Below are 25,877 nucleotides of genomic sequence, written 5' to 3' on the forward strand. Positions count from 1 at the left end.
CGGCGTCGGACGCGCCGGACGCGTGCCGGACGCGCGGAAGAGCGCATTCTGCCGCGCGCGGCATCGCTGCTCGGCACACGCGCTGCACTCCGGATAGAATGGTTGGAATGGGGAGCGAAACGCGAGCTGACTTGACCGGCTCCGCCGCCGCGCGGCCTCGCGCGGCGAGCTGGGCTGTACGCGGGCTGCCGGGCGCGGCCCTGGCGGCGATGATCGGGTGTGCGGCCTTCGCCCAGCCGGAGGCCTCGCCGTACGTGCAGGCGTCCAGCCCGGAGGAGGCCGGCCGCTACCTGATCCTCGTGGGGGGGTGCAACGACTGCCACACGGTCGGCTGGGACCGCTCGAGCGGCAGGCTGCCGGCCTCGGAGTGGCTGACGGGCAACGACGTCGGCTACCGAGGTCCGTGGGGGACGAGCTACGCGGCGAACCTCCGGATCTCCGTCCAGAACCTCAGCGAGGAGGCCTGGGTGCAGATGTTCCGCGCGGCCGCCGGGCGCCCGCCGATGCCCTGGCTGAACTACACGACCATGCACGAGCGCGACCTCGTGGCGATGTACCGCTTCATCCGGAGCCTCGGCGAGAAGGGCGCCCGCGCGCCGCAGCCGGTGCCGCCGGGCGAGGAGCCCACGACGCCGTACATCCTGTTCGTCCCGCAGCAACCGGCCGCGAGGCCGTAGCACCCTCCCTCGGCCGCTCGCCTCACGGCCGCTCGCCTCAGGGGCGCGCGCCGCCGAGCGACGACGGCGTCGCGCGCGGCGTCGCTGCCGGCGGTTCGCAGGGCAGCTCCACCGTGAACAGCGAGCCCTCGCCCGGCCGGCTCTCCGCGCTCACCGCCCCGCCGAGCGCCTCCACGATGCTCTTCACCACGTGGAGCCCGAGCCCGAGCCCCCCGAAATGGCGGCTCGACACGGCGCGCTCGAACCGCTCGAACACGTGCGGCAGCCGCTCGGCCGGGATGCCGATGCCCTGATCGTGCACCGCGAGCTCTGCCGTGCCGTCCTGGCGCGCGACGGTGATCTCGATCGGCTTGCCCCCGCCGAACTTGAGCGCGTTGTCGAGCAGGTTCGAGATCACCTGCTCCAGCCTGCTCCTGTCCCACGAGCCCACGACGCACGGCTCCGCGCGCACGCTCACGGGCGAGCCCGACTGCGCGATGCGGCCGCCGAGCCGCTCCAGGACCTCGGCCACGGCCTCCGCGAGGTCGACCGGCTCGACGTGCAGCTCCAGCCGGCCGGTGTGGAGCTGCGAGACGTCCAGCAGATCGTCGACCAGCCGCATGAGCCGCTGCACCTGCCTGTCGATCCGGTGCAGGGCGCGCGCGAGGCGCTCCTCGGATCCGTGGTCGCCCCGGCGGATCAGCGCCTGGAGACCGAGGCGCAGGGAGGTGACGGGCGTCCTGAGCTCGTGCGACGCGATGCTGAGGAAGTCGTCGCGGACGCGGACCGCGTGCTGCGCCTCGCGGTAGAGGCGGGCGTTCTCCAGGGCGATCGCGATCTGGCCCGAGAGGAGCTCCAGCACGTGCACGCGGTCGCGCGTGAAGGCGCGCGTGGTGAGGTTGTTCTCGAGGTAGACCACCCCGAGCCGCGCCTCCTTCCGCTGGATGGGCAGGACCAGGACCGACCTCGACCCGCCCTCGGCGAAGCGCGGATCGCGATCGCGCTCCGGCTCGCAGGCCGCGTCGTCGAGCACGAGGGTCTCCCGCGCCCTGTGCGTGTGCTCGACGACCCGCCGCGGGACCTCGCACGACCGGGAGAGCGGCGTGCGCTCGATGGAGACCGGGGCCGCGACCGACCCCAGGGCCCGCACGAAGAGCTCCCCCTCTTCCTCGAGCACGAGCGCCCCGCGCTGCGCGCCGGCGGCCTCCAGGCAGACGCCGAGGAGCTTCTCGAGCAGCCGATCGAGGACGATCTCGCCGGAGAGGGTCTCGGCCGCCTTGAGCAGGCTGAGCGCGTCGAGGGCGACCGCCGGCAGCCGCTCCTCGACGAGCTCGGGCTCCTCGCTGGGCCCGTGGAGCCTGAACTCGTCCGTGAGCGCGCGGGCCTTCTCCGAGGCCCCCCAGCGGGCGAACCCCTGCCGCGCGGCGCGCAGGTAGAGGGCCGCGATCCGCGCCCGCCCGAGCCCATGGTAGAAGCGTCCGGCCAGCTCGTTGCCGAGCGCCGCCAGGTGGATGAACCCCGCGCGCGCCGCCTCGTCGATGGCCTCGTCGTATCGCGCACCGGCGAGCTCGAACTTGCGCTCGACGCGGGCGACCTCCGCGTCGACGAGGAGGCGCCTCGGGCGGAAGTTCTCCGCGCAGCCCGACTCCCACCTTCGCAGGACGCGCTGCAGGTCGGCCACGCGCGCGAGCAGCGCCGCCCTCTCTCCCTCGTCGGACTCGTCGCACCGCCACAGCAGCGTGAGCGCGGTGAACAGCGCGTGCTGGCACTCGGGGATGTATCCGCCGAGGAAGTGCATGTACGGGACCGCCGCGTCGGAGTGCGCGGTGGCCTGGGCCAGGTCCCGGTACAGGTAAGACGCCTGGAGGCGCAGGGTGTGATACACGCACTTCGCCGGCGATTCCCCCTGCGCCGCCTCGAGGAAGGCCCGCTCGTCGAACTCGGCGTCATCGGCAAGGCTCCGGCTCTTCGTCAGCCCCTTGAGGCACCGGATGGTCTGCCGGTAGGCGAGCTGGTGGAGGAGCGTCGATTTGTTGCCAGTCTGCCGGCTGAACGCGAGCGCGTCGTTCAGATCCACCAGCAAGCGATCGAGCTCCACCCCTGCGGCGAACGAGTGCTCCACGAGCCCGGTGTGCGCGTAGGCGGCGAAGCGGAGCTCGCCGGACGACACGCCGAGGGCGATGAGCTCGCGGAACGGCCCAGCGCTCGAGGCGAGCGGCGCGACCCACGGGTGAACGAACTCGTTGTACATGTACCGGGCGATCGTCTCCTGGGCGTGATCCTCGAACCTCCGCGCGAGCTCCACGGCGAGCCGGCCGAAGCCCTGGGCGCCCTGGAGCTCGCCCTCGGCCGCCAGGAGCATCGCGTGCCCTGCGTAGGAGAGGATCGACTCGCTCGAGTTGCCGTGCTCCAGCGCGAAGTGGACACCGAGGGAGGTGACGAGCACGAGCCGCTTCCGGTCGGCGAACCACGCAGGGGCCACCATCTCGCCGAGGAGCTTCATGTAAGCCCGCTCCTCTGGCCTGGTCACGCGGGGGAGGTCGACGAGCGACTCGGGCGAGCGCGCCGCGAGGTTCCCGGCGATGGCCCATCGCTGCGCCGCGATCGCCCCGTCGAGATCCGCCGCGGGCAGCTCGACCCCGAAGTCCGCGCGCAGCGCGTCGCGTCCCCAGCCGAGCGCCAGCTCGTGCTCGCCGGTGATCGTCGCGCTCATGATCCGGATCGTCTCCAGATCGACCTTCTCGGGGATCGACGTCGCGTGGCGGAGCCCCTCGTCCACGAGCGCGCGGGCCATGGCGTGCTGATCCGTCAGCGCCGCGCACTCCGCCGCGTCGCGGTGCAGGGAGAACCAGAGCCCGTAGCACGATCGAGCGGCGTTCTCCGGCAGCAGCCGGAGGCCGCTGCGGAAGTACGCGAGCGCCGGGCCGTAGGCCGCGGCGCGGCGCGCCTTGAGGCCGGCGCGGTGGTTCAGCCGCGCGAGGTCGGCCCGCTGCTCCGCGTCGAGCAGCGCCGAGCCGAGGTTCAGGTGGTCCGCGGCGTCGAACAGCGCGCCCTCCGCCCTGTCGCCGGAGGAGGCCTCGAGGAAGCGGCCGATATCCAGGTGCAGCTGCCTCCGCCGCTCCTGCGGCACGAGCTCGTAGGCCGCCTGCTGGACGCGATCGTGGGCGAACCGGACCGCGAGCTCCGCGCCATGCGCGCGCGCGCCGTCCGGGCAGATGAGGCCATCGCGGAGCGGCTGGCCGAGCGACGCGATCGTCTCGTCGATGGATCGCCCTGACAGCGCCGCGACGACCCTGAGCTGCGCGCGCTTGCCGATGCACGCGGCGATCTGCAGGAGCTCCTGCGCCTCGTCGGGCAGCTTGCGGACGGACTCCGTCATCAGCTGGACCACGTTGTCGGTCGCCCCGACCCGCTCGATCCGGCCGAGGTCCCATGTCCATGTCGAGCGGCTCGCGTCGAAGAGGAGCAGCCGTTTCTCCTGGAGCGATCGGAGGAGCTGTCGAATGAAGAAGGGGTTGCCCGCGGTCTTGGCGAGGATGAGCGCCGCGAGCGGCTGCGCTCGCGCCGGCTCGCAGCGGAGCGCGTCGGCGAGCAGCGCGACGATCGTCTCGGCGTCGAGCGGGCCGAGCGGGAGGCGGGTGATCGGGATCTGGGCTTGCCGGAGCTCCTCCAGTGTTCCGCGGAGCCGGTGCGCGATGCCTGCTTCGCTCGGCCGGTACGCGGCGATCAGCAGCACGTGCCGGCTGCCTGGATCTGCGGCCAGGGCGCGCAGGACGCGGAGCGACGCGGCGTCCGTCCACTGGAGATCGTCGAGGAAGATCGCGAGCGGCGGCCGCTGGCTGGCCACCGCCCGCACGAAGTTCTGGATCGCGAGCAGGAAGCGGCTCTCCGCGCGCATCGGATCCACGGCGGGCAGCTCGGGCGCCTCCGCGAGGAGGTCGGCGAGCTCCGGGCAGAGCTCGGTGAGCGCGCGGTACGGCGCGCTCGCCGCGTCCCTGAGCTGCGCGAGGCTGTCCTCCGGCTCGGCGCGGAGCGCGGACGCGAGCGTGCGGAGCGCCTCCGCCAGCGAGGCGTAGGGTACGTTGGCGGCGCGCAGATCGAACTTCCCCTCGATGAACCGCCCACCTTGCTCGGCGACCGCACACTGCAGCGTCTTGACGAGGGCGGTCTTCCCGATGCCCGCCTCTCCGGTCACCAGCGCGAGCTCGGTCCGGCCCTCCGACGCGCGGGCGAGCGCGCCGTTCAGCGCGGCGAGCTCGCGCGCGCGCCCGAACAAGCGGTCGGGCAGCGGGAGCCGCCGCGCGAGGTCGAGGCAGCCGAGCTCGAACGGCTCGATGTCGCCCGTGGAGCGCCATCGCCTCCGCGCCTCGCGCAGGTCCTCTGCGAGGCACTCGGCGCTCTGGTACCGCAGCTCCGGCATCTTGGCGAGGAGCCGCTGCACGAGCTCGGAGAGCGCCACCGGGACGTAGGGGCTCACCATGTGCGCGGGCACGGGGCTCCTCGCCACGTGGGCGTGCACGAGCGCGAGCGGATCCAGGTCCTGGAACGGCGGCGCGCCGATGAGCATGGCGTAGAAGGTCGCGCCCAGCGCGTAGAGGTCCGAGCGCGCGTCGATGAACCGGCCCGTGCGCCCGAGCTGCTCGGGGGACATGAAGGGGAGCGCCTTCAGCTTCTCGAGCTCGACCTCCACGGCTCCGGGCGCGCTCGTGAGCTCGGCGGCGTCCACGAAATGGACGAGGGTGATCTGCCCTTCCGCGCCGAGGACGACGTGACTCGGGGCGAGCGCGCGGTGAACCACGCCGCTCGCGTGGATGCGCGCGCATGTATCGGCGAGCGCGATGGCGACGTCGAAGAACGCGTCCAGCGTGAGCGGCCCCCGGGCGAGCCGCCGCTCGAGGTCCTCGGGGCCTGCGTCCTCGACGACGAGCACGGGCGCGCCCGCCGGGCCTTCCAGCGTGAGCGGCCGCGCGACCCCCGGCACGTCGAGCCGGCGCAGGAAGGCGTGCTCCCGGAGCAGGAGCGCCGCCGCGCCCTGGGACGGAGGGCTCCCCCGGGCGCTCTTCTCCACGACCGTCCTGCCAGCGATCGTCTGCCTGCGGAGCAGGAAGCGGCCGCAACGGTGGACCTCCGTCGCTTCCACCCGAGTCATACGCGTCCCCCCTCGCGCGGCCCTTGAGGATATAGAGCAAGATGCGTGAGCGTGCGAGCTGGAAAGTCCTCACCCTCGCGACGGGGCAGGAACGTGGGTTGATGCGCCTGATGGGGGCATTCTCAGCGCATCGATGTGCGCTGAGCGCGCTGAGCGGCCGAGCGCGCGTTGGTGGGGCGCCCGGGGCTGCCGGGCGGGCGGGTCACGCGGCGCGGGTGGCGCTGCTCGTACGTCTGCGGGGCGAGGCGAGGAGCAGTCCGAGGCCGGCGATTGCGGCCGTCCACCTCGCAGGCGGCGCCGTCGGGGACGGGCGCGACGACGCACCCGCCGGTCGTGGGGTCGCACGAGGCGACATGGCAGCTGTCGGGCGCGGCGCACGCGATCGGGCTCCCGCTGGCGCAGGCGCCCGCCTGGCAGGTGTCGACTCGCGTGCACGCATTCCGCGTCGCCTCACGCCGTGTCGCCTCACGCCGTGTGGATAGCGTCCTTCTTCCTCCTCGCGAGCGACGCGGCGGGCACCACGCCGTCCAGCCGGCCTTCTGGCGGCGCGCTGGCGGCCTGCAGGTGGCCTGTCGGGGGCCTGTCGGCGCGCGATCCCCTGAGCTCCCGGTGATAATAGCGGCGGAAGACGAGCGTCGCGCGGTCCGTCGCGACGCTGACCTCCTCGTGGGCCTCGGGCACCTCGGCGGGGCGGGACGACTCGACCACGGCGCGGTCCTCCAGGAGGATGCGCCGGTTGAACAGGGCAGAGAGGCGCATCAGCGGGTTATAGCGGCCGAAGTCGCGCGTCGTGATCAGCAGCATCCGTGTCCGCGCCGCGTCGATGGGAGTGCAGAACACGTGTATCCGGAGATCTCGACCGGGGATGTTGATCCGGAGGACCATGCCGTTCGGGCGCACCCAGTCGAGGCGGACCCCCTTCTGCTCCTGGTCGTCGAGCCACGCGTGGACCTGCATCCCGGAGGGCGTCTCCGCTGTGTCGACGTGCATCACCGAGCCGGGGCGGAGCGCGCGGCGCATGTCGCGCCCGATCGTCGAGCGGTGGACGAAGGGCAGGTGAGGGAAGTCGAGCATGTTCTCCATGGCCCGCGTCCAGTGGGTGCTCCAGTCCTGCGCGTGGACCGAGCGCGACAGCCGTGGATCGAGCAGCCCGTCAGGGACGTGCGGCTCTCCCTCGCCCTCGGCGTCCGGCCCGGTGAACAGCCAGAGCAGGCCCCCGAGCTCCCGGACCGGGAGCGCCGTCGCCGCGTGGCGCCCCCGCTTCTCCGGCGGCACGTCGCTGAGCGGGATCTCGCGGCACGCCCCCGCGCCGTCGAAGCGCCAGCCGTGGAACGGGCACTCGATGCACCCGTCCTGCCCCACGCGCCCCAGCGAGAGCGCCACCCCCCGGTGCGGGCACCGGTCGACGAGCGCCGCCGCGCGGCCGCCGGCGCCGCGGAACAGCACCACGTCCTCGCCGGCGACCCGGACGGCCAGCGGCTTGCTCCCGAGCCGCCCGGCGACCTCGACTGGCGTCCACACCCGCGCGAACCCCTCGAACATGACCACCTCCGGAGGTTTATTATATCAAACAGTATATTTTATATCCGGGCGAGGTCAAACTGGCCCGGCAGGAGCTGGGCCGGGCGGCGTACAATGGCGCTCAGGGCCGCTCTCCCCGCGTGATCCGTAGATCGTCCTGTAGAATGTTCCCCTCATGGGGCGACCTGCCGGGAGCCGGAACCCGGATTTCGAGGCCACGCGGGAGCAGCTCGCGCGATCCGCGCTCGCGCGGCTGATGGAGCCCGGCGGCGCCGGGGCGAGCCTGCGCGAGCTCGCGGCGGCGGCCGGGGTGAGCGTCGCGACGATGCGCCACTACTTCGGCGGGCGTGAGGGGGTCGTGGCGGCGGCGCTCGCGCGCGCGCACGGCGACGGGCTGCGCTATCTCGTCGAGGTCGCCACCGGGCCGCTCGATCCGCTGCCGCGCTCGCTCGGGTGGCTGCTCGCCCAGGTCATCGAGGGTTTCCGCCGCGGGCCGCTGAGCCGGCTGCACGCGCTCGGCCTCGCCGCGGGCCTCGGCGACGCCGCCCTCGGCCCCGCCTACGTGAACGAGCTGCTCGAGCCGACGCTCAAGGCCGCGGAGGCGCGCCTCGCGCGGCACGTCGCTGCCGGCGAGCTCGCGCCGTGCGACCTGCGGCACGCGGCGCTCGCGCTGCTGGGCCCGCTCCTTCTCGCGCTGCTCCATCAGGGGCCGCTCGGCGGGCGGGTGTGCAGGCCGCTCGACCTCGACGCGTTCGCCGCCACGCACCTCGACGCTTTCCTCCGGGCGTTCAGCGCAAAGGTCCCTCCCGCCGCGCAGACATGACCGCATCGGAGCAGACACGAGACCGCATCGGAGCAGGCAGGACGACGAGGCGACAGACCGACGAGGCGACAGACCGACGAGAACCGGCGCGCCCTGGCGGCAATGCGGCGCGCTCCCGGCCGCTGTCGACCTCGCTTGCGCGAGCGGGCTTGAGCGGCGCGACGTCGCGCGCCGGCGCGCGAGGATCGCCAATCGATCGAGCGAAGATGCTAGGATGTACCCACGCACGTCCGGGGGGGGTGGGCGGCTGCCCCTGAGCCGGTGCGCGCTGCGGGGAGCTTTGATGAACGCACCTGTCGTCGCGGGGGACGTGATCGCTGGGAAGTACCGGGTCGACCGGATCCTTGGCAGCGGCGGCACGGGGATGGTGGTCGACGCCAGCCACCTCGCCCCTCCGCAGCGGGTCGCGGTCAAGCTGCTGCTCGGCGACCGCAGCCCGGCGCGCGCCGAGCGGTTCCTCCGGGACGCGGGCGCGGCGTCGCGGCTCAAGGGCGAGCACATCGCGCGGGTGCTCGACGTCGGCCAGCTCGACTCGGGCGTCCCGTACGCCGTCACGGAGCACCTCGACGGGCGAGACCTCGCCGAGCTGCTCCGCGAGCGCGGCCAGCTCGAGCTCTCGGAGGCCATCGACTACGTGCTGCAGGCCTGCGTGGCGCTGGCCGAGGCCCACGCCGCCGGCCTCGTGCACGGCGACCTCACGCCGGCGAGCCTGTTCCTCACCACGACCCCCGACGGCGCGACGCTCGTCAAGGTGCTCGATCTCGGCCTCTTCAGCGAGCTGCCCGGCGCGAGCGAGGGCGACGGCGGCTCGCTGGCGCAGCCCGAGGAGGCGGCCGGCGCTCCCCTCTACAGGGCGCCGGAGCAGCTGCGGCCGTCGCGCCTCGTCGATGCCCGCGCCGACATCTGGGCGCTCGGCGCGGTCCTCTACCGGCTCCTGACGGGGCAGCCGCCGTTCGAGGCGCGCTCGCTGGCCGACCTCACGCCGCGCGTCGCGGGCGCGGAGCCGCCGCTGCCGAGCGCGCTCCGGTACGACATTCCGCCCGCCGTCGAGCGCGCGCTGCTCGGCTGCCTCGAGAAGGACCCGGCGCGGCGGCCGGCGAGCGTGGCCGAGCTGGCGCTCGCGCTCGCCCCGTACGCGTCCGCGGCCAGCCAGGGCCACGCGGAGCGCGCCACGCGGATCCTCGGCGCGACGCTCCCGCCGCGCCCCCGCGCCTCGCTCCCGACGATCGGGCTCGGGCTCAACGCGAGGCCGCGCCCGGCGCTGCGCCTCCTGCAGGACGGCCTTCCGCAGCGGGGCGCCGCGCCGCGCACGCCGGCGCCCTCGCGGCCCTCCCAGCAGGCCGCGCCGGGCCATGGGAACAGCGCGGCGCGCGTCGCGCTGATCGCGGCCCTCGCGTCGCTCCTCGCCATCGTCGGCGCGGCCGCGGCGCGCTCTGGGGCCCGCGGCGACCGGCCCGCGGCGCGCCCGGAGGCCGCCGCGTCGACGCAGACCGCTCCTCGCTGAGGGGCGCTGTCGCCGCGGGCCCCGGAGCGCGTCGCGGCATGGAGAGTCCGGAGAGCGGTCGCGCCGCCCGCGGGCGCGGGCCCCCTCGCGACCGCGCCGAGAAAACGTCGCATCGGCGCAGAGCGGCTGTCGTAATATCGGCCGCATGCCGCATTCCCTCCCACACGATGGGGGCGCTTCCGCTCCGCCCGCGCGCATCGGCAAGGTCGCTTTCCTCGGCTATGGCCGCTTCGGCGCGGCGCTCGGGTCGCTGCTGCGCGACGCAGGGATCGCGGTGCGCGCGTATGATCCAGGCGCCGAGATCCACGGCGCCGCGCGGGCCGCCTCGCTCCCGGAGCTCGTGGCGGGCGCGGACCTCGTCCTCGTCGCCGTCCCGGTGCCGGCGATGCGCGAGGCGCTCGGGTCGCTGCGGCCGCACCTCGCGCCGGGGCAGGTGGTCGCCGACGTGGGCAGCGTGAAGACCGTGCCGGCGCGGGCCATGGCCGAGCTGCTCGGCGCGCAGCAGCCGTGGGTGGCGACGCACCCGCTGTTCGGCCCGGCGAGCCTCGCCCGCGGCGAGCGCCCGCTGCGCGCCGTCGTGTGCCCGAACCCGGCGCACCCGGACGCGGCGCGCCGCGTCGTCGCGCTGTTCGAGCGGATCGGCTGCCAGGTGCTGGAGCAGGCCCCGGAGGAGCACGACCGGGTGATGGCCTTCACGCACGCGCTCGCGTTCTTCATCGCCAAGGGCATGCTGGACGCGGGCGTGCCGGCCGGCGCGCCTTACGCGCCGCCCTCGTTCCAGGGCATCGCGCACACGATCGAGACGGTGCGCGTCGACGCGGGGCACCTGTTCGCGGCGCTGCACCGCGAGAACCCCTTCGCGGGCGAGGCGCGCCGCCGGCTTATCAACGCGCTCGTCTCCATCGACCGTACCCTCGACGTCCCGACCGAGGACGCCGCGCCCGAGGACATCGCCGCGCTCGCGATCCCCGACCTCGGCTCGCTCTCCCCCGAGCTCCGCGAGACGCGGGAGCTCATCGACGACCTCGACCTGGAGCTCGTCGGCCTGCTCGCGCGGCGCTCCGAGCTCGTCCAGCGCGCCGCGCGCGCCAAGGCCACGATCGGCGCCGCGGTCCGGGATCCCGTGCGCGAGGCGCGGCTCATGGAGTCGCGCCGCCGCTGCGCCGCCGAGCTCGGCCTCGACCCCGACGGCGTCGCCGAGGTCTTCGAGGTCATCCTCCGGCACTCGCGCTCCCTGCAGGAGCGCCGCTCGTCCCCCTAGCGTCGGCGCGCGAGGCGCAGCGCCAGAGAGAAACTCCGCACCGCCGAAACACGAGCGACACGCAGGGTGTCGGCGGAGCCCCTCGAACTCTGCGTCTTTTCGTGTTGGTTTCGTGGTCTCTCTGATTCGCGATCTTCCTCACGGCCTCTCCGGGAATCGGCGCTCACCCGGTGAGGTGTAGAATTCCTCTTTCCACGCGGACGCGCTTCGGTGTAGGGTTCCTGTGCGGGGATCATGCAGCAGCATCAGGAGCCCCCTCATTGGCACTGCAGGTGAGCCCTGGGTCGCAGGTACGAGAGCGGCTCGATTACGATACAGGCTCGTCAGTGCGGTTCAGGGAGGGCTGAAATGGATCAACGGAGCGGCCTCGCCGAGAGGTCCGAGCTTTCCGGGAGCGGGGGCAGCAGGGCCGGGGAGGCGGCGCCTGTGCACCCGGGCACCTGCGGCGGGGCGTCGCCGCGCGCGCGCGGTGGCCACGCTCGCCGCCCTCGAGGGGCGCGCGCGCCGCGATCGCGCGTGGCGCCCATGAGGCGACATTGGCTCCCTTAGTCTCCTCGGGCGGAGCCTTAACGCCGGCGCGTCAGGGCCCGCCCGAAAGCGGTGGACAGAGAAGACTTCCTGAGGATGCTGCGAGGCTGGCGACGGCGCTGACGTCGCGGCAGGGGGCAAGGAGACGCGGGATGAGGGCAGAAGTAGGCAGGGTCAACATCCTGGTCGTTGACGACAGGCCCGAGCAGCTCCTCTCCCTGGAGGCTGTCCTCGCGCCGCTCGGCGAGAACATCGTCAAGGCGGCGTCCGGCAGGGAAGCGCTCCGCAACCTCCTTCAGGGCGAGTTCGCGGTCATCCTCCTCGACATCAACATGCCGGAGATAGATGGCTTCGAGACCGCGACGCTCGTCCGCCAGCGGAGGAGCACGCGGCACACGCCGATCATCTTCCTGACGGCGCACACCGATCGCGTCTATGTCGAGCGCAGCTATTCGCTCGGGGCTGTGGACTACATCATGACCCCGTTCGCCCCCGAGGTCCTCCGCACCAAGGTGTCTGTCTTCGTCGATCTCTTCAAGAAGACGCAGCAGATCCGGCTCCAGGCGGAGTCGCTGCGCGCGCACGCGGAGCAGCTCCAGCGGCTCAACCGCGCCGCGCTCACGATCAACTCGGCCCTGTCGCTCGACGCCATGGTCGCCGCGATCACGGAGGCGGCGCGCGACGTCACCGGCGCTCACCAGGCCATGACGGTCGTGAAGCTCGAGAAGCAGCCAGGCGAGCGGGCGCGGACCGCTGTGTCGCTCTCGGAGCGGTACGCGACGTTCCAGCAGGAGTCGCCGCCCCCCATCGCCGGCCGGCTGTCCGCGTTCGTGTGCGGCAGGAACCGGCCCCTCCGGATGACGCAGCGAGAGCTCTCGCAGCACCCGGAGTGGCTGGACGACTGCGGGAACACGCCGGCGCCGCGCGGGTACCTCGCCGTGCCCCTCACGGCCGCGGACGGCCAGAACATCGGGTGCATCCAGCTCTCGGACCGGCACGACGGCGAGTTCACGGACGACGACGAGACCGTCCTCGTGCAGCTCGCGCAGCTCGCGTCCATCGCCATCCAGAACTGCGTCCACGCCGAGGCGCGCGAGGCGAACCGCATGAAGGACGAGTTCCTCGCGACGCTCTCCCACGAGCTGCGCAGCCCGCTCAACGCGATCCTCGGCTGGACACACCTGCTGCGCAGCGAGCCGTTCGACGAGCAGCGCGTGTCCCACGGCCTCGAGGTCATCGAGCGCAACGTGGCCGCGCAGACGAAGCTCATCGAGGATCTGCTCGACGTCTCCCGGGTGGCGACGGGCAAGCTGCGCATCAGCGCGGCGCCGATGGCGCTCGCGTCCGTCGTGGAGGTCGCCATCGACGCGATCCGCCCGGCGGCCGAGGCGAAGCGGCTCACGATCGACGTCTCGCTCGACCCTGCGCTCGAGGTGAACGGCGACGGGGACCGCCTGCAGCAGGTCGTCTCGAACCTCATGTCCAACGCGCTCAAGTTCACGCGCCCCGGGGACCACATCCTCGTCTCCCTCCGGCGCGCCGGCGGCCACGCGGAGCTCACGGTGCGCGACACCGGCGAGGGGATCGCGCCGGACTTCCTGCCCTTCGTCTTCGAGCGCTTCCGCCAGGCGGACAGCACGAGCCGCAGGTCGCACGCGGGCCTCGGCATCGGGCTGTCGCTCGTGCGCCACATCGTCGAGGCCCACAACGGCTCGGTCATGGCCGAGAGCCAGGGGCTTCAGAAGGGGTCGACGTTCGTGGTCCGGCTCCCGCTGCTCGGGGCCGAGCGCAGCCACCTGGCCACGCCGCTGAGGGAGGCGCGCTCGCGCGCGCTGGCCGCCTCCGAGGCCACGTCCGATCTCGGCGGGCTCCACGTCCTGCTCGTCGAGGACGACGCGGACGCGAGGGAGCTCCTCCAGGAGGTGCTGTCGCAGCATCGGGCCGAGGTGACCGCGGTGGCGTCGGCCAGCGAGGCGCTCGCGGCGTTCGTCGCGGCTCGCCCGCATGTGCTCGTGAGCGACATCGCCATGCCGGGCGAGGACGGGTACGAGCTCATCCGCGCCATCCGGCAGCGCCCGGCGCACGCCGGCGGCGATCTGCCCGCGCTCGCGCTGACCGCCTACGCCCGCAAGGAGGACCAGAAGCGCGCGCTCGAGGCCGGCTTCCACATGCACGCCACGAAGCCGATCGAGCCCGCCGCGCTCGTGGCCGCCGTGGCGAGCCTCGCGGCCAGGGCCCGCGCCGGCGAGCTCTCCGGCGCCCGGGATCGAGGCTCGAGCGAGGAGATCAACCCGTGACGGCCGAGGGGAGCGCCGACGGGAGAGGAGCGCTCACGGGCGCTCGACTCCGCTGATCCCGGGGGGCGCACGGAGGGCCGTCGGGTGACGGAGCGTCGTTTTTCTCTTCCTGGAGCGCGCTGGCGCTCCGTCTCGCGCGCTCATCCCGCCTGAGCGAGCCCGACCGCGATCGGTCGCGATCGGTCGCAATCAGTCGTCATCGATATCGAGTCTCTCCCGGGCGCGCCCGCGCTCGCGAGGAGGGATAAGGACGCTCCTGAACGGAGGGCGCAATCGTCTCTCCGCCCTCAGCGACGTCTCTCTGTCGTCCGCGGCGCATCGGCCCAGCGGCCTCATGCCCGCCTCACCGCTGTTGGTGAGCGAGCATGACAGCGTTGTCAGGCGTCGGCGCCTGGCTTCATAGCTCCCCGCGGCCTCATCCACGCGAAGGCGAGCGCAGCGCCGGGGACTCACGCCAGGCGAGCCCCAGGCCTGGGACTTGCACATGATCTCCACCGGTCAGCAACGTGCCCTCATGACCAGACCGGGATCCAACCCCAGATCGGGAGCCAGACGACGCTCATCCGCGGAACAGCGCGGCTCTGGTCGCGCAGCGCGCGGCGGCGGCGGTACTCCTCCAGGTCGATCACGCGAGCAGTGCTCTGGTTCATGGGGGCTTCACCTCTGGAGGTTTATCCGTTATAACGGATGCCCTGTCAAGCACCGCCTTTTCCCGTGTCCACGCGCGCCTCGCCGCGTCGGCGAATGTGCTTGACCGTCGGGCGCTCGCGGTGGGCCACCCACATGCAACGATGATGCAGTGAGACAAAAAGCTTGCGTAATCCAGTATGGTGGCCTATCATCCACAATAACGGAATCACAATGATACTGTAATCGAACCACTGCGCATGGCGCGTTCGTGTGGCTCGCGAGCGCACATTTTTACGCAGCTGTCGGAGTGGAGTGAACCGCCGGGCTGTGGGGCAGTGGTCGATGCGGGGCTGTACCGAGCCATTCTTTGGGGGGGAACAACCCAACGGAGAGAACGATACATGAAAGCTTCGAAGAGCATCTTTGCAAGCGCGCTGCTGCTTGGCGCGACCGTTATGATGATCGGCGCCGGATGCGGCGATGATGAAGGCACGACGACGTCCACCACGACGTCCAGCTCGGTGACCACCACCTCCGGCACCGGCGGCGAGGGCGGCACGGGCGGCGGCGAGGGCGGCGCTGGCGGCGGCGAGGGCGGCGCTGGCGGCGGCGAGGGCGGCGCTGGCGGCGGCACCGGCGGCGCGGGCGGCGGCACCGGCGGCGCGGGCGGCGGCACCGGCGGCGCTGGCGGCGCGGGCGGCGGCGCCTGAGACGAGCTCGGCGGTAGCGCTCTTCCTCCGTCAGACCCGCAGTGCGGGTGGCGGGGGAAGGGCTCCTTCCTGAGCTCGGAAGGGGATCACGGGAGGGCTGGGAGACGGGAGATGCTGTTGCGTCTCTCCACCTTCCCGGAGGTCCCGAGCACGTTCAACTCAGCTCACGGTTCCGTCATCGCCGGCTCAACCCGGTATGGACGGACAATGCGTCAGGCGGCGTCTGCGCTGTTGCGCCGCGCTGCTACACCGCTTTCGCGCGGCGGCGCGCCCATTTCGCAACGCGATACGTGCGCTTCGCATTGCAGCGCGCCCGCTTCGCATTGCTGCTCACGCTTCACATCCCCCTGGCGCGGGGATGGAACATCCAAAGCGTTCAGACCGCCGGGATGACTCGGAGATCTCTCTCGATCTCTTTCCTCCCCCGGCGTCCTCGGCGTCCTGGTTCAATTCTCTCTCTCGTCGAAGCGCCACCCCAGGTGCCCTGAGCCGCGCAGCCAGCGTGCGTCTCAGCGCCTTCTCACCGAAGCGCCGCCCTGGAACACCGATCACGCTGATCGAGCGAGAAATGATCCGCCACGCCGCCAAGAGATTGTCTCCTTACTTGGCGTCCTTGGCGGTGCGAAATTCTGCTCGTTTCAAGTGGGCTCAACCCGTTTGTCGCCCTGGGTGCTCGGCGTCTCGCACCTCGCCCGGCGCAGCTCCTCGTCGAGCCGGGCGACCTCTGCCGCGAGCGCCTCGTTGGAGCGCCGCAGCTCGCTCGATGTCTCTTGCGCCTCGCGGTAGCGCAACGCGTTGTGCACGGCGACTGCCGCCTGGGATGCGAGGAGGCCGCAGAGCTCGACCTGGCCGGCCCGGAAGGCGCCGGCGGCCGCGTCGCCCTCCATGTAGAGCACGCCCGCCAGGCGGCCCTGGTGCGTCATGGCGACGCACAGGAGCGAGCGCCCGTTGGCCTCGACCACATAGGGGTCGTCCGCGAAGCGATCGTCCGCGGCGGTGCCGGCGAGGACGACCGGCTGCTGCGTCTGGGCGACGTGCTGGACGACGCTCACGGCGAGATCTGCCGCCGGGTCGAGCGGCGTCGCCGGTCCGATGCGGCTCGCCTCGAGGTCGATCGTGCGCTCCGCCTCGACGGTCAGGGCGCCGTCGCGCTCGAGGAGCAGCACCGCGCGCCGCGCCCCCGTGCTCTCCAGCAAGACCCGGAGGAGCCGCTCGAAGAGCCGCTCGAGGACGAGCTCCCCGCAGATGGCCCGCGACGCGCGGAGCACGGCCATCGCGTCGAGCGAGCCGGAGCGCTCCACGCTCGCCGGCGCCGAGGCCTCCGGCGGCCGGCTCTGCTGGCCGAGGAGCGAGACGCGCGCCACGAGGTGTGGGTACTTCCGCGACAGCTGTCGCACCTTGGCCGTGGCACCCCACCGCGCGTAGCCCTCGTGGGCGTCCGTCATGTAGATGTGGGCGATCCGCTCCCGCCCGCTCGCCAGGTGGAACTTCGCGCAGAGCTCGCTGGCGAGCGCCTCGTCCCGGACGAACCCGTTCACCTTCGCCACCTCGATCGCCTGATCGTAGAGCTTCATCGCGGCGAGCTCCTCGCCAGCGGCGCGCGCCGACTCGGCGCGGACGAGGAGGTGCTTGTGACGGTAGTTGTCCGGGCACTGCTCGGCCCACTCCGCGAGCCGGTCGCGGTAGCTGGGCAGGGAGGCCGCGCTCAGCTGCCGGCCACGCGACAGCGCCGGCGAGAGCTGCGCGAGGCAGGTGTAGAAGAAGACCTCGGTCGCGAGGTGATCGCCGACCCCGCCCTGCATCTTCGCCTCGGCGAGGGACCCCATCCGCAGCGCCCCCTCGTAGTCCTCGTGGAGGAAGCAGAGCTGCTGCTTCAGCGCGTGGTGGATGAAGGCGACGGCGCTGTAGCTCGGCGCCGCGAGCTTCTCTTCATCGAGCCTACCGTGGACGGCGCCGCTCTCCGGCGCGAGCGTCGCGCCGCCGCGCGCCGGGCTCATCAGCTCGTCGAGCGCGCGGCGCACGCTGGTCAGCGCCGCGATTGCGAGCTCCTCCCGCGCTCGCCGCGCCAGCGACAGGAACCCGTCGACCTCGGCCCGCACCGCCTCGCACTCGTCGCCGAGCCCGAAGCGAACCAGGGCCGTGTGGACGCACGCCTGCGCCAGGTAGGTGAGATCGCCCGTCCGGAGCCCCGCCTCCTGGGCCTCCTTGAAGAGATCGAGGCTCGAGAGGAGGTGCTTGGTGAAGGCGCTGATGTGCGCCCCGAGCAGGAGGCGGAGGCGGCACGAGAGCTCGTGCTGGCCGGACCGCTCGTTCAGCTCGAGCGCGAGCTCGCCGAGCTCATAGGCCTCGCCGTAGCGGCGGAACATCCGCGCGGCGACCCAGGCGTACGCCATGTAGCCGTACGGGGAGGCCCCGCCGTGCCCGTGCTCCAGCGACAGGTTGACCTGCCTGGCCGCGATGAAAGTGCAGAGCGGCGGGCTCACGGACGCGGCGGGCAGCGTCAGGGACATGAGGAGCCGGAGCGCCGCGCGCGTCCGGGCGTCCGACGTCTCGGGCTCGCCGAGCAGGTCCTTGAGCCGGCGCGTGCCGAGCGCGGCGCGCGCGGCCGCGAGCTCGGCGTCCGCGGCCGCCTTCCGCGCCGGCCCCTCCTCGGGAAGGTAGACGCCGAGCATCGCGAGCGCCGTCTTCCCGAGCGCCAGCGCCTGGTCGAGCCGGCCCTGCGTGGTGTACACGGCGATGCGCAGCTCGTGCGCCCGGGCGCGCTCGAGGTCCGAGCGCGCCTCCGCCGCGAGCACGTCGAGCAGCGACTCCGCGCGCTCGAGCTGGCCGCCGAGGTACGCGCACTCGGCGGCCTCCGCGTGAAGCGAGAAGGCGAGCTCGTGGTCCTGCCTGAAGCTCCCGTCCGGCAGCGCCGAGATCCCGGCCTCGAAGAAGCCGGCCGCCGCGGGGGGCGCGCCTCGCTCCTTCGCCTTGAGGCCGGCCGTGAGGTTCATCGCGGCGAGCTCCGCGCGCTCGCGCGGCTCGACGATCAGGGGCGCGCCCAGGTTCAGGTGCTGCGTGGCCTCGAAGAGCGCCTCGTCCGAGCGCTGGCGCTGCGAGCGCGCCTCGGCCATGCGCCCGAGGCGCAGGTGGACCGCGCACCGCTCCGCGTCCGGAAGGGCGGCGTAGGCGGCCTGGTGCACGCCGTCGTGCAGGAAGCGCAGCCGCAGCGCGTCATCGTCGAGGGGCTGGGGCGCATCGTCGGTGCGCTGCGGCGCCAGGATGCCGGCGCTCTCCGCCTCGCGGAGCAGCGCGGTCACCTCGGCCTGCGATTGCTCCGCGAGCTGCGAGAGCGTGGCCGCGTCGAGCTCGTGGCCCATGCAGGCGCCGAGCGCCACGGCGCGCCGCGCGGCGGGCGACAGCCGGTCGAGCGGGCGCTGTGCGCTCGAGGCGCCGTCGTCGAGGAGCTGCGGCTCCGCGAGGGCGCCGAGGTCCCACGAGGCGGTGCCCGCGCGCGCGTCCCAGCGCCGCAGGTACGCGTCGACGTCGACCTTCAGCGCCTGCGCGCCTGGATAGCGCTCGTCAGCTGGCTTGCAAAGGAGCTTCATCACGATCTCCGGGGCGATCGCGGGGGCGCCTGCAGAGAGCCTGGAGGCGGCGTGGGCGTCCGCGCGGTGGCCCCGTTGCTCGCAGGGAGCTCCTTCGTGATCGTAGATGGGGAGGGGACCATGGAGGGGCGTCGCCCGCGGCAGCGGGCTCCTCCAGCGGCGCGACGTCCGCCGGAGTCGTGCATCAGCATCCTACAATAAGTGGGCAGGGGTGCGCTACGGTGGCAGTGCTCCGGTCTTCTTTGGCTGCGCTCGCCAGGCCCTGAGCAGCTCGGCCTCGCGCTCCGGTGAGAGCCCCGCCCGCGGCTTTGCATTCCGCTCGGGCGGCAGTGTTTTCCACCACGCGAGCGTGTCCTTCACCGTTTCCTGCACGGAGCGGAACTTGAGCCCTGCCTTGCGCGCGCGCTCGGCGCTGCGCAGGTGAAAGGCCCTGGTCTCGCCCTCTGCGGGCGTCCAGATCGGCAGGTCGACCGGCTCACCGGGCGGCTTCTCGAGGAACTTCGCGCTGACCCAGGTGAAGCGCGCGTCTGCGCCCGAGGCGGCCTTGCATGCGTCGAGCAGCCCGCCCATCGTGAGCGGCTCGCCGGGCCCGGCGGCGTTGAAGACGCCTGTCGTCCGGGTGTCCACGAGGGTGACGAGCCACTCGGCCAGGTCGCGGACATCGATGATCTGGATCGGGTCGAGCGGCGTGCCCGGGGCGAGGACCTCTCCGCCCCTGGCGACGCGGACAGGCCAGTACGTGAATCGATCGGTCGGGTCCTCGGGACCCACGATGAAGCCGGGGCGAACCTGCGTGACCCGGCCGGGCATGGCGGCCTCGGCGGCCTGCTCGCAGAGCGCCTTGAGCGGGCCGTAGTTCTCGAACTCCTTGCCCATCGTCTCGACGGTTGGATCCGGCATCGTCGCGACAGGCCCCGTCTCGTCGGCGCCAGGGGTCGTGTGGCTCGCGTACACGGACAGGCTCGAGATGAAGACGTACTGTCGCACGCTGGGGGCGAGCAGCTCCGCCGATGCCTTGACGATGCGCGGCACATAGCCGGAGTTGTCGATGACGGCGTCCCATGGGCGGCCGGTGAGGGCCTTGAGCCCGTCGCCCTTGGCCGGATCCCGGTCGCCGTGCAGCTTCTCGATATCAGGGAAGAGGTGGGGCCGCGTCTTGCCACGGTTGAAGAGGGTGATGGTGTAGCCGCGCGCCTTCGCCGCCTCGACCAGCGCGGGCCCGAGGAAGCCTGTTCCACCGAGGACGAGGAGCGTCTTCTTGCCGTCGCCGGACGTCGCGGGCGGCTGCTTTGCGGGCTGCCCGACAGGACCGGGCGCGCGCGCCGGACCGCTCCCCGCACCGGCGCGCGCGGGCGAGCTGAGCCGCGGCGCTGGTGAGCAGCCGAGCACAGCCATCGAGCCCGCCGCGGCGGTGGCCGCGGCGGTGATCGAGAGGAAATGGCGGCGTGAGGAGGGCATGACGCGGTTGTAACCGATCGCGCCCTCCTCTCCCAGCCGAGTTCGCACGCATCGAGAAAAACCGGATTGCGCGTACCGGGGAGAACTTTGAGAGGGACGGTGCATGGTCCACATCCTGCAATGTTTCCATCCTGCCCGCGCCGACGCGGGAGAGGAGAAGTGCGGTATGCGGTCTGTCTTGGGGGTGTTCAGCGCGCTCTGCGGGGTCATCGGCTGGGGAGCTGGTTGTGCTTCCGGGCCCGCGGATGGCGTGCTGGAGGGCGAGCCGGGGCGCGGCGGCGTCGAGGCGGCGGGGGCGAACACGGAGCACAGAGCCCCGTCCGGGATGTGCGGGACGGGGGCAGCGGACGTCGCAGGGGTGTGTCAGGACGCCGCGGTCGGACCCGGCGGGAGCGCTTCCGCCGCGGGCGAGCCCAGCGCGAGCGCGTCCGCCGCGGGCGAGCCCGGCGGGGGCGAGCGGTACGAGCTGGCGTGCCGGCGGCGTCCGTTCAGCCGGCAGTTCGCTGGCGCCGGCGCGACCCTGCGCGGCTTCACGCTCGACAAGACGGGCCGCGCGCTGCTCGCCGGCTCCTTCGAGGGGGAGATGACCTTCGGCGGCACCCGGCTGGTGAGCGTGGGCGCGTCGGACGCCTTCGTCGCGAAGCTCGACGCCTGCGGCGATCCGCTCTGGATCAAGCGGTTCGGCGACGCCGCGGCGCAGGGCGCGATCGACGTCGCCGCGGGCAGCGGGGGCAATACGCTCGTGCTCGGCGACTTCTCCGGCACGCTCGACCTCGGGGCGCGCCAGCTCACGGCCGCGTCGCCGTGGGGCGCCGACCTGTTCCTCGCGAAGCTCGGCCCGGAAGGCGCCACCCGCTGGGCGGCGCAGATCACCCCCGAGGAGGACGCGATCCTGAGCGGCACGGCGCTCGCTGCCGACGACCGCGACGGCGGCGCGCTCGTGCTCGGCAGGCTCGAGGGGGCCGCGACGGTCGCCGGCGTGCGGATCGAGCGGCGGTCGATCGGCGCCTTCGTCGTCCGGCTCGACGCCTCGGGCCGCTTCGCGTGGGTCAGCTATCCGCCGAGCGGCGCTGACAGCGAGGAGATCGGCATCGAGGTCGACGAGGACGGCGACGCGATCCTCGCGAGCCAGGACGCGCGGGGCACGGCGACGTCCGTGACCAAGCTGGACGAGGACGGAGCGGTCGAGTGGCACCAGCGGTTCCGCGGCTCCTCGGATCAGCTCGAGATGGCGTTCGACATCGCCGTGGATCCGGACGGCGCGGCGCTGCTCTCCGGCAGCGGCGTCTTCGGCGATCCCGCGCTGCCGGGCGGCCCGCGGCCGTTCGTCGCCAAGCTCGACGACGGCGGCGACGTGGTCTGGGTGAAGCGCTTCGACGCGCAGAACCCCCGCCGGGTCGCGGCGAGCGAGGACACCGTGGTGCTGGCCGGCGACGCGCTGTGCGAGGCGGACGATCCGGCGTCATGCAGCGCCTGGGCGGCCGGGCTGAGCGAGGATGGAGAGGCGCGGTGGACGCAGCGCATCGGCGCGGACGTCCAGGTCGCTGGGCTGGAGGTGGGCCCCATGGCGCAGCCGGTGCTGGCCGGGTCCTTCCGCGGCACGATCACGCTCGGCAGCGGTCAGTTCTCCAGCGAGCAGGGCGCGCTGTTCGTGACCCGCCTGGCGGAGTCGGACTGACCGCGCCCGGGCGCCCGGTCATCCAGGCGTCCCCGCGGCGCGGCGCGCGCTCCCGGCGGGCACCTGCTCGACGATCATCGCCTGTCCGGCGAGCGGCCGCTGGCGTCTTACGGCTGCACGCCGCTCGATCCAGCGCGGCGCCGGCGCGCGGGGCGGGCCCGGCTCACAGGCCGAGCGCGCGGCGGATGGTGGCGGCGATCTCCTCCGGGGTCCCGCCCACGTCGACGCGGAGGGCGTCCTCGGGCGGCTCCAGCGCGGCGAGCTGCGTCGGGAGGAGGCCGGGGGGCATGAAGTGGTGCGCCCGCGTCGCGAGCCGCGCGGCGATGAGCGCGGGATCACCGGTCAGGTGCACGAGGCGCATCCGCGCGGGGTCGACGAGCAGCTGCGCGCGGTGAGCTTCCTTGAGCGCCGAGCAGGCGATCACGGCGCTGCGGCCCTCGTCGAGGACCTGGCGGATGCGCGCCACGAGCGCGGCGATCCACGGCGCCCGGTCCTGCTCGTCGAGCGGCTTGCCGGAGCGCATCTTCTCGATGTTCGCGGCGGGGTGCAGGTCGTCGGCGTCGACGAACGCCCACCCCAGCTCGCGCGCGAGCTGTACCCCCACCGTCGTCTTGCCGGCGCCGCTCACGCCCATCACGATCACGATCACGGGCGCCGCGCCTCCTCGAGGGTTGCCTCTCGGTCTCTCCGCATGGCGGGCGCAGTCTACCATGCGCGCCTGCGGCGCACGCACCGCCGCTGGCGTGCGCCGCAGTGGGCCGCCTCCGGACCCCGCGGTCACGGCGCGTTGATCTGCGGCGCCAGCGAGCGCAACCGCTGGGCCGGCGCAGCGCAGCTCCTGTGCCGCGGCCCTGTCGCGGCGCTCCGGCACGTCCCCTGCTCTGCCGGGCGGCATGCGTAGGCCTCCGATCTCCGCCGTCCTGTTGCCATTGTCCCTGATCTTCGCGGGTTGCAACTCCGACAGCGTCGACCCGCAGCCCGAGCCCGGGCCGCAGCCCTCGGCGTGCAGCGATCCGGGCACGGCGGGCTGCGTCGTCGCCTCGGACAAGCGGCGGATCAGCGAGCCTGCCGTGCCGGCGGCCGACCTCAAGGAGCTCGTCCGCGGTAACACGGACTTCGCGCTCGCCCTCTACCAGCAGCTCGCCGGCATGCCGGGCAACCTCTTTTACTCGCCCTACAGCATGTCGAGCGCGCTGGCGATGACGTACGCCGGCGCGCGCGGGGCGACGGAGACGGAGATGGCGGGCGCGCTCCGCTTCACCCTGCCGCAGGAGCGGCTGCACCCGGCGTTCAACGCGCTCGACCTGGCGCTCGCACGCCGCGGCGAGGGCGCCGAGGGCAAGGACGGCGAGGGCTTCCGGCTCAAGGTGGCCAACGCGCTCTGGGGGCAGGTCGGCTCATCGTTCGCGCCGTCGTTCCTCGACGTGCTCGCGGAGAGCTACGGGGCCGGGCTGCGCGTCGTCGACTTTGCGCAGGCGCCCGACGAGGCGCGGGGGATCATCAACGGCTGGGTCGCCGAGCGCACCGAGGACCGGATCAAGGACATCCTGCCCGAGGGCGCCATCCGGCCCGCGACCCGGCTGGTGCTGACGAACGCCGTTTACTTCAACGCAGCCTGGCAGTTCCCCTTTGGCGAGGAGGACACGGCCCCGGGCGACTTCACCCTGCTGGACGGCACCGCCGTCTCCGTGCCGATGATGAACGGCAGCGCGCAGGTCGGTTATGGCGAGGGCGACGGCTACGAGGCCCTGGAGCTGCCCTATGATGGCGGCGAGCTGTCGATGGTGCTCGTGCTCCCGGCCGAGGGCGGGGAGCTCGAGGCGGGTCTCGACCGGGAGCGCCTCGAGGGCGTGATCGGCTCGCTCGGGACGCGCAGCGTCACGATGACGCTGCCGAAGTTCAAGTTCGAGTCGACCCTGGACCTCGTCCCGCAGCTCGCGGAGCTGGGGATGCCCATCGCCTTCACCGGCCTCGCGGACTTCTCGGGCATCGACGGGCAAGGCGGGCTCTTCATCAGCGACGTGCTCCACAAGGCGTTCGTCTCCGTGGACGAGGCGGGCACCGAGGCGGCGGCGGCGACGGCGGTGGTCATCGGCGAGACATCGGCGCCCGAGCCCGCCACCATCCGCTTCGACCGTCCGTTCCTCTTCTTCATCCGGGACATCGAGACCGGGGCGGTCCTGTTCGTCGGCCGCGTGATGAACCCGTCCGAGTGAGCAGCAGAGTCCGCCCAGCGCCGGTGCCGCCGCTCCCCGCTGCCGGTGACACCCGCGCCGGCGCGCGGTGCTGAGCTCGTCGAGGCGCTCTTCCTCTCGCGATCGGATCGCGGCGCCCCCACCCCGGATATCCCTTCACCGCGATCTTCCGCGCTCTGGATCCGTCGCTCGCCGCGCTGGGCGCCCTTGCGACACACGTGGCATTTTGTCGCGCAGTCGCTGGAGGCGAGGTGCCCGGTTCATCCGGTTCGTCCGGCTCGCGCGGTGAGGGGAGGGGAGCGCGACGTGCGACGTGCGACGTGCGATGTCAGTAGACGCGGGGGACGAGCCGCGCGGAGGTCTGGCGCGCATAGTCGTCGTATTCGGGGAACGTCTCGCGCAGCACGCGCTCCTCGTACCCCATGCGGATGACCTGCAACGCCATCTCTGTCGTGTAGATCAGGAGCGCGGCGATCGATGGATAGAGCAGGATCAGCCCGGCGCCCTGGATCATCGTGGCGAGGTAGACAGGATGGCGCACGAACCGGTACGGGCCGCCCATGACGAGGCGGCGCGCCTCGGGCATGACGCTGAACGATTTGCCCAGCCATCCGATGCTGACCACCGCGAGCGCCATCCCCATGACGATGAGCAGCGTGCCCGCCATCTGGCGCCCGGGCGTCGGCGGGACCTTGGGCAGCCACGCCAGGCTCGCCGGCAGGAGGCCGGCGGCGAGCGCGGTGACGCGAGGCACGACGCCCTTCAGCTTGCGCAGCGGGCGGAGGCGCACCAGCGTGAGCGTCGCGACAAGCAGCAGGTAGGCCTCGGTGGCGAGGAGCGCCGCCAGCGTCGTCCCGTACGTGAGCCCGGTGGGCCCGCGCCAGAGAAACAGGTGAGCATGGATATCACGCCCGACGAACAGGGCGTTATAGAACATCAGGAAGGCGAGCGGGAGCCGCATCGCGAGGTCGTAGAGCACCGCGCCATTCATTGTGATCCCCCTTACGATAGAGGGTGAGAGCGGGCGCGAGCGCGGTCAAGCCAGCACGGCTTTACGTCGTGTCGTATGCGTCAATCGCCGTCAATCGCCGTCAATCGCCCGCGAACCACCCGTCAGCCATCCAGCGCGGGCGCAGCGCGCCGCGGCGGCGGGGGCCCAGGGACACACGCTGTCTGCCGGGGACAGCCTGGCGGTGTTCTTCGCGAGGGGGAGCGGCGCTCTCTGCGCTTGCGGAGGGCGCTTGATCATTCCTCCTGCGGCGCGGCCTCGCACTCGCCGTGCGCGTAGACGGCGACGCCGCCCCTAGCGGCCTTACAGGCGTTCGCATAAGTCCGGTTGTCGCAGCCGCAGACGGGCAGGTAGACCTCCGCGCAGGACGCAGGTCGCTCCGCGCAGAAGCCCGATGCGTCCGCCCAGCCGCACACGTCCTCGGGCGTGTAGCTGCAATAGAGCCCCGCGGCGCACACGGGCGCGGGGCCGCGCGTGAAGCCACCGCAGCTCTCCCCCACCTCGGCGATCGGAGCACGGGTATCGGGCGCGCAGCCGCCGTCACCGACCCACGCCGCGCCGCAGGCCGCGGCGCCCCGGGGCGCCTGGCCGAGCTCCGCGGCGGCCGCGCTCACCACCTCCGGCTCGAGCGCGCCCTCGGCTGCCCCGACCGGCGCGAGGTCCATCTCCGTGGACACCGCGCAGCCCGACGCCGCGAGCGCGAGCAAAATACTCAGTCCGTCGAATCGTCTCATGAATCAACCTCTCCGGATAAAGGAAGTCCATGGCACGCGGCGATCTCGACGCAGATCCGACCCCTGCCCCAGGCGCGCAATGCCCGACGTGGTTCGCTGGAGGAGCTGCGCCCTCGTCTGCTGCCTCGGACTGGCGA

General features: G+C 72.8%; 16 protein-coding genes. 8 read left to right on the top strand and 8 right to left on the bottom strand.

Going from position 1 to position 25,877, the window contains the following annotated elements; all coding sequences use genetic code 11:
- Positions 1-131: 131 nt before the first annotated feature.
- A complete protein-coding gene (locus tag WME89_RS09365; RefSeq protein WP_438008873.1) occupies positions 132-677 on the top strand; it encodes a cytochrome C in 546 nt (181 codons plus the stop codon).
- Positions 678-714: 37 nt separating this feature from the next.
- Here WME89_RS09365 and WME89_RS09370 read toward each other — a convergent pair whose 3' ends face one another.
- Positions 715-5,805, bottom strand: coding sequence for an AAA family ATPase (locus WME89_RS09370; RefSeq protein WP_438008874.1), 5,091 nt, complete (start codon positions 5,803-5,805; stop codon positions 715-717).
- Positions 5,806-6,270: 465 nt separating this feature from the next.
- Positions 6,271-7,347 (bottom strand): Rieske 2Fe-2S domain-containing protein, encoded by a 1,077-nt coding sequence (locus tag WME89_RS09375; protein WP_438008875.1) that lies wholly within the window; start codon positions 7,345-7,347, stop codon positions 6,271-6,273.
- Positions 7,348-7,501: 154 nt separating this feature from the next.
- Here WME89_RS09375 and WME89_RS09380 point away from each other — a divergent pair, with 154 nt between their 5' ends.
- The 4 genes from WME89_RS09380 to WME89_RS09395 all read left to right on the top strand — a co-directional run bounded on the left by WME89_RS09380 (position 7,502) and on the right by WME89_RS09395 (position 13,739).
- The gene (locus WME89_RS09380; RefSeq protein ID WP_438008876.1) at positions 7,502-8,149 is read left to right on the top strand and encodes a TetR/AcrR family transcriptional regulator; all 648 of its coding nucleotides are present in this window, start codon (positions 7,502-7,504) and stop codon (positions 8,147-8,149) included.
- A 283-nt stretch (positions 8,150-8,432) separates the two neighbouring features.
- Complete coding sequence (locus tag WME89_RS09385; protein WP_438008877.1) at positions 8,433-9,653, top strand: serine/threonine-protein kinase; 1,221 nt, start codon at positions 8,433-8,435, stop codon at positions 9,651-9,653.
- 145 nt (positions 9,654-9,798) lie between these two features.
- Positions 9,799-10,914, top strand: coding sequence for a prephenate dehydrogenase/arogenate dehydrogenase family protein (locus WME89_RS09390; protein ID WP_438008878.1), 1,116 nt, complete (start codon positions 9,799-9,801; stop codon positions 10,912-10,914).
- Between the two features lie 680 nt (positions 10,915-11,594).
- Complete coding sequence (locus tag WME89_RS09395; protein ID WP_438008879.1) at positions 11,595-13,739, top strand: response regulator; 2,145 nt, start codon at positions 11,595-11,597, stop codon at positions 13,737-13,739.
- 512 nt (positions 13,740-14,251) lie between these two features.
- Here WME89_RS09395 and WME89_RS09400 read toward each other — a convergent pair.
- A complete protein-coding gene (locus WME89_RS09400; RefSeq protein ID WP_437308771.1) occupies positions 14,252-14,389 on the bottom strand; it encodes a hypothetical protein in 138 nt (45 codons plus the stop codon).
- 381 nt (positions 14,390-14,770) lie between these two features.
- Here WME89_RS09400 and WME89_RS09405 point away from each other — a divergent pair, with 381 nt between their 5' ends.
- Positions 14,771-15,079, top strand: coding sequence for a hypothetical protein (locus WME89_RS09405; RefSeq protein ID WP_438008880.1), 309 nt, complete (start codon positions 14,771-14,773; stop codon positions 15,077-15,079).
- Positions 15,080-15,717: 638 nt separating this feature from the next.
- On the opposite strand, the gene WME89_RS09410 is transcribed toward WME89_RS09405, so the two are convergent.
- Both WME89_RS09410 and WME89_RS09415 read right to left on the bottom strand, forming a co-directional pair.
- The gene (locus tag WME89_RS09410; protein ID WP_438008881.1) at positions 15,718-18,666 is read right to left on the bottom strand and encodes a GAF domain-containing protein; all 2,949 of its coding nucleotides are present in this window, start codon (positions 18,664-18,666) and stop codon (positions 15,718-15,720) included.
- Positions 18,667-18,882: 216 nt separating this feature from the next.
- Positions 18,883-20,124, bottom strand: coding sequence for an NAD-dependent epimerase/dehydratase family protein (locus tag WME89_RS09415; RefSeq protein ID WP_438008882.1), 1,242 nt, complete (start codon positions 20,122-20,124; stop codon positions 18,883-18,885).
- Between the two features lie 166 nt (positions 20,125-20,290).
- On the opposite strand from WME89_RS09415, the gene WME89_RS09420 reads away from it, so the two are divergent.
- On the top strand, positions 20,291-21,802 hold the full coding sequence (locus tag WME89_RS09420; protein WP_438008883.1) for a hypothetical protein: 1,512 nt from the start codon (positions 20,291-20,293) through the stop codon (positions 21,800-21,802).
- 163 nt (positions 21,803-21,965) lie between these two features.
- On the opposite strand, the gene WME89_RS09425 is transcribed toward WME89_RS09420, so the two are convergent.
- Positions 21,966-22,514 carry a gluconokinase gene (locus WME89_RS09425; protein WP_438008884.1) on the bottom strand — a complete coding sequence of 183 codons (549 nt, stop codon included), beginning with the start codon at positions 22,512-22,514 and terminating at the stop codon, positions 21,966-21,968.
- Between the two features lie 181 nt (positions 22,515-22,695).
- On the opposite strand from WME89_RS09425, the gene WME89_RS09430 reads away from it, so the two are divergent.
- On the top strand, positions 22,696-24,018 hold the full coding sequence (locus WME89_RS09430) for a serpin family protein (RefSeq protein ID WP_438008885.1): 1,323 nt from the start codon (positions 22,696-22,698) through the stop codon (positions 24,016-24,018).
- Between the two features lie 307 nt (positions 24,019-24,325).
- Here WME89_RS09430 and WME89_RS09435 read toward each other — a convergent pair whose 3' ends face one another.
- Positions 24,326-24,976, bottom strand: a complete 651-nt coding sequence (locus WME89_RS09435) for a methyltransferase family protein (protein ID WP_438008886.1) — start codon at positions 24,974-24,976, stop codon at positions 24,326-24,328.
- A 266-nt stretch (positions 24,977-25,242) separates the two neighbouring features.
- Positions 25,243-25,740 carry a Kazal-type serine protease inhibitor family protein gene (locus tag WME89_RS09440; protein WP_438008887.1) on the bottom strand — a complete coding sequence of 166 codons (498 nt, stop codon included), beginning with the start codon at positions 25,738-25,740 and terminating at the stop codon, positions 25,243-25,245.
- Positions 25,741-25,877: the final 137 nt, after the last annotated feature.

The organism is Sorangium sp. So ce321 (genome assembly GCF_051530195.1).
GTDB lineage: Bacteria > Myxococcota_A > Polyangia > Polyangiales > Polyangiaceae > Sorangium.

Coding starts and splice junctions, on each gene's coding strand:
- WME89_RS09370 (WP_438008874.1), bottom strand. CDS start 5,805: ATGACTCGGGTGGAAGCGACGGAGGTCCACCGTTGCGGCCGCTTCCTG.
- WME89_RS09375 (WP_438008875.1), bottom strand. CDS start 7,347: ATGTTCGAGGGGTTCGCGCGGGTGTGGACGCCAGTCGAGGTCGCCGGG.
- WME89_RS09380 (WP_438008876.1), top strand. CDS start 7,502: ATGGGGCGACCTGCCGGGAGCCGGAACCCGGATTTCGAGGCCACGCGG.
- WME89_RS09385 (WP_438008877.1), top strand. CDS start 8,433: ATGAACGCACCTGTCGTCGCGGGGGACGTGATCGCTGGGAAGTACCGG.
- WME89_RS09390 (WP_438008878.1), top strand. CDS start 9,799: ATGCCGCATTCCCTCCCACACGATGGGGGCGCTTCCGCTCCGCCCGCG.
- WME89_RS09395 (WP_438008879.1), top strand. CDS start 11,595: ATGAGGGCAGAAGTAGGCAGGGTCAACATCCTGGTCGTTGACGACAGG.
- WME89_RS09400 (WP_437308771.1), bottom strand. CDS start 14,389: ATGAACCAGAGCACTGCTCGCGTGATCGACCTGGAGGAGTACCGCCGC.
- WME89_RS09405 (WP_438008880.1), top strand. CDS start 14,771: ATGAAAGCTTCGAAGAGCATCTTTGCAAGCGCGCTGCTGCTTGGCGCG.
- WME89_RS09410 (WP_438008881.1), bottom strand. CDS start 18,666: ATGAAGCTCCTTTGCAAGCCAGCTGACGAGCGCTATCCAGGCGCGCAG.
- WME89_RS09415 (WP_438008882.1), bottom strand. CDS start 20,124: ATGCCCTCCTCACGCCGCCATTTCCTCTCGATCACCGCCGCGGCCACC.
- WME89_RS09420 (WP_438008883.1), top strand. CDS start 20,291: ATGCGGTCTGTCTTGGGGGTGTTCAGCGCGCTCTGCGGGGTCATCGGC.
- WME89_RS09425 (WP_438008884.1), bottom strand. CDS start 22,514: ATGGTAGACTGCGCCCGCCATGCGGAGAGACCGAGAGGCAACCCTCGA.
- WME89_RS09430 (WP_438008885.1), top strand. CDS start 22,696: ATGCGTAGGCCTCCGATCTCCGCCGTCCTGTTGCCATTGTCCCTGATC.
- WME89_RS09440 (WP_438008887.1), bottom strand. CDS start 25,740: ATGAGACGATTCGACGGACTGAGTATTTTGCTCGCGCTCGCGGCGTCG.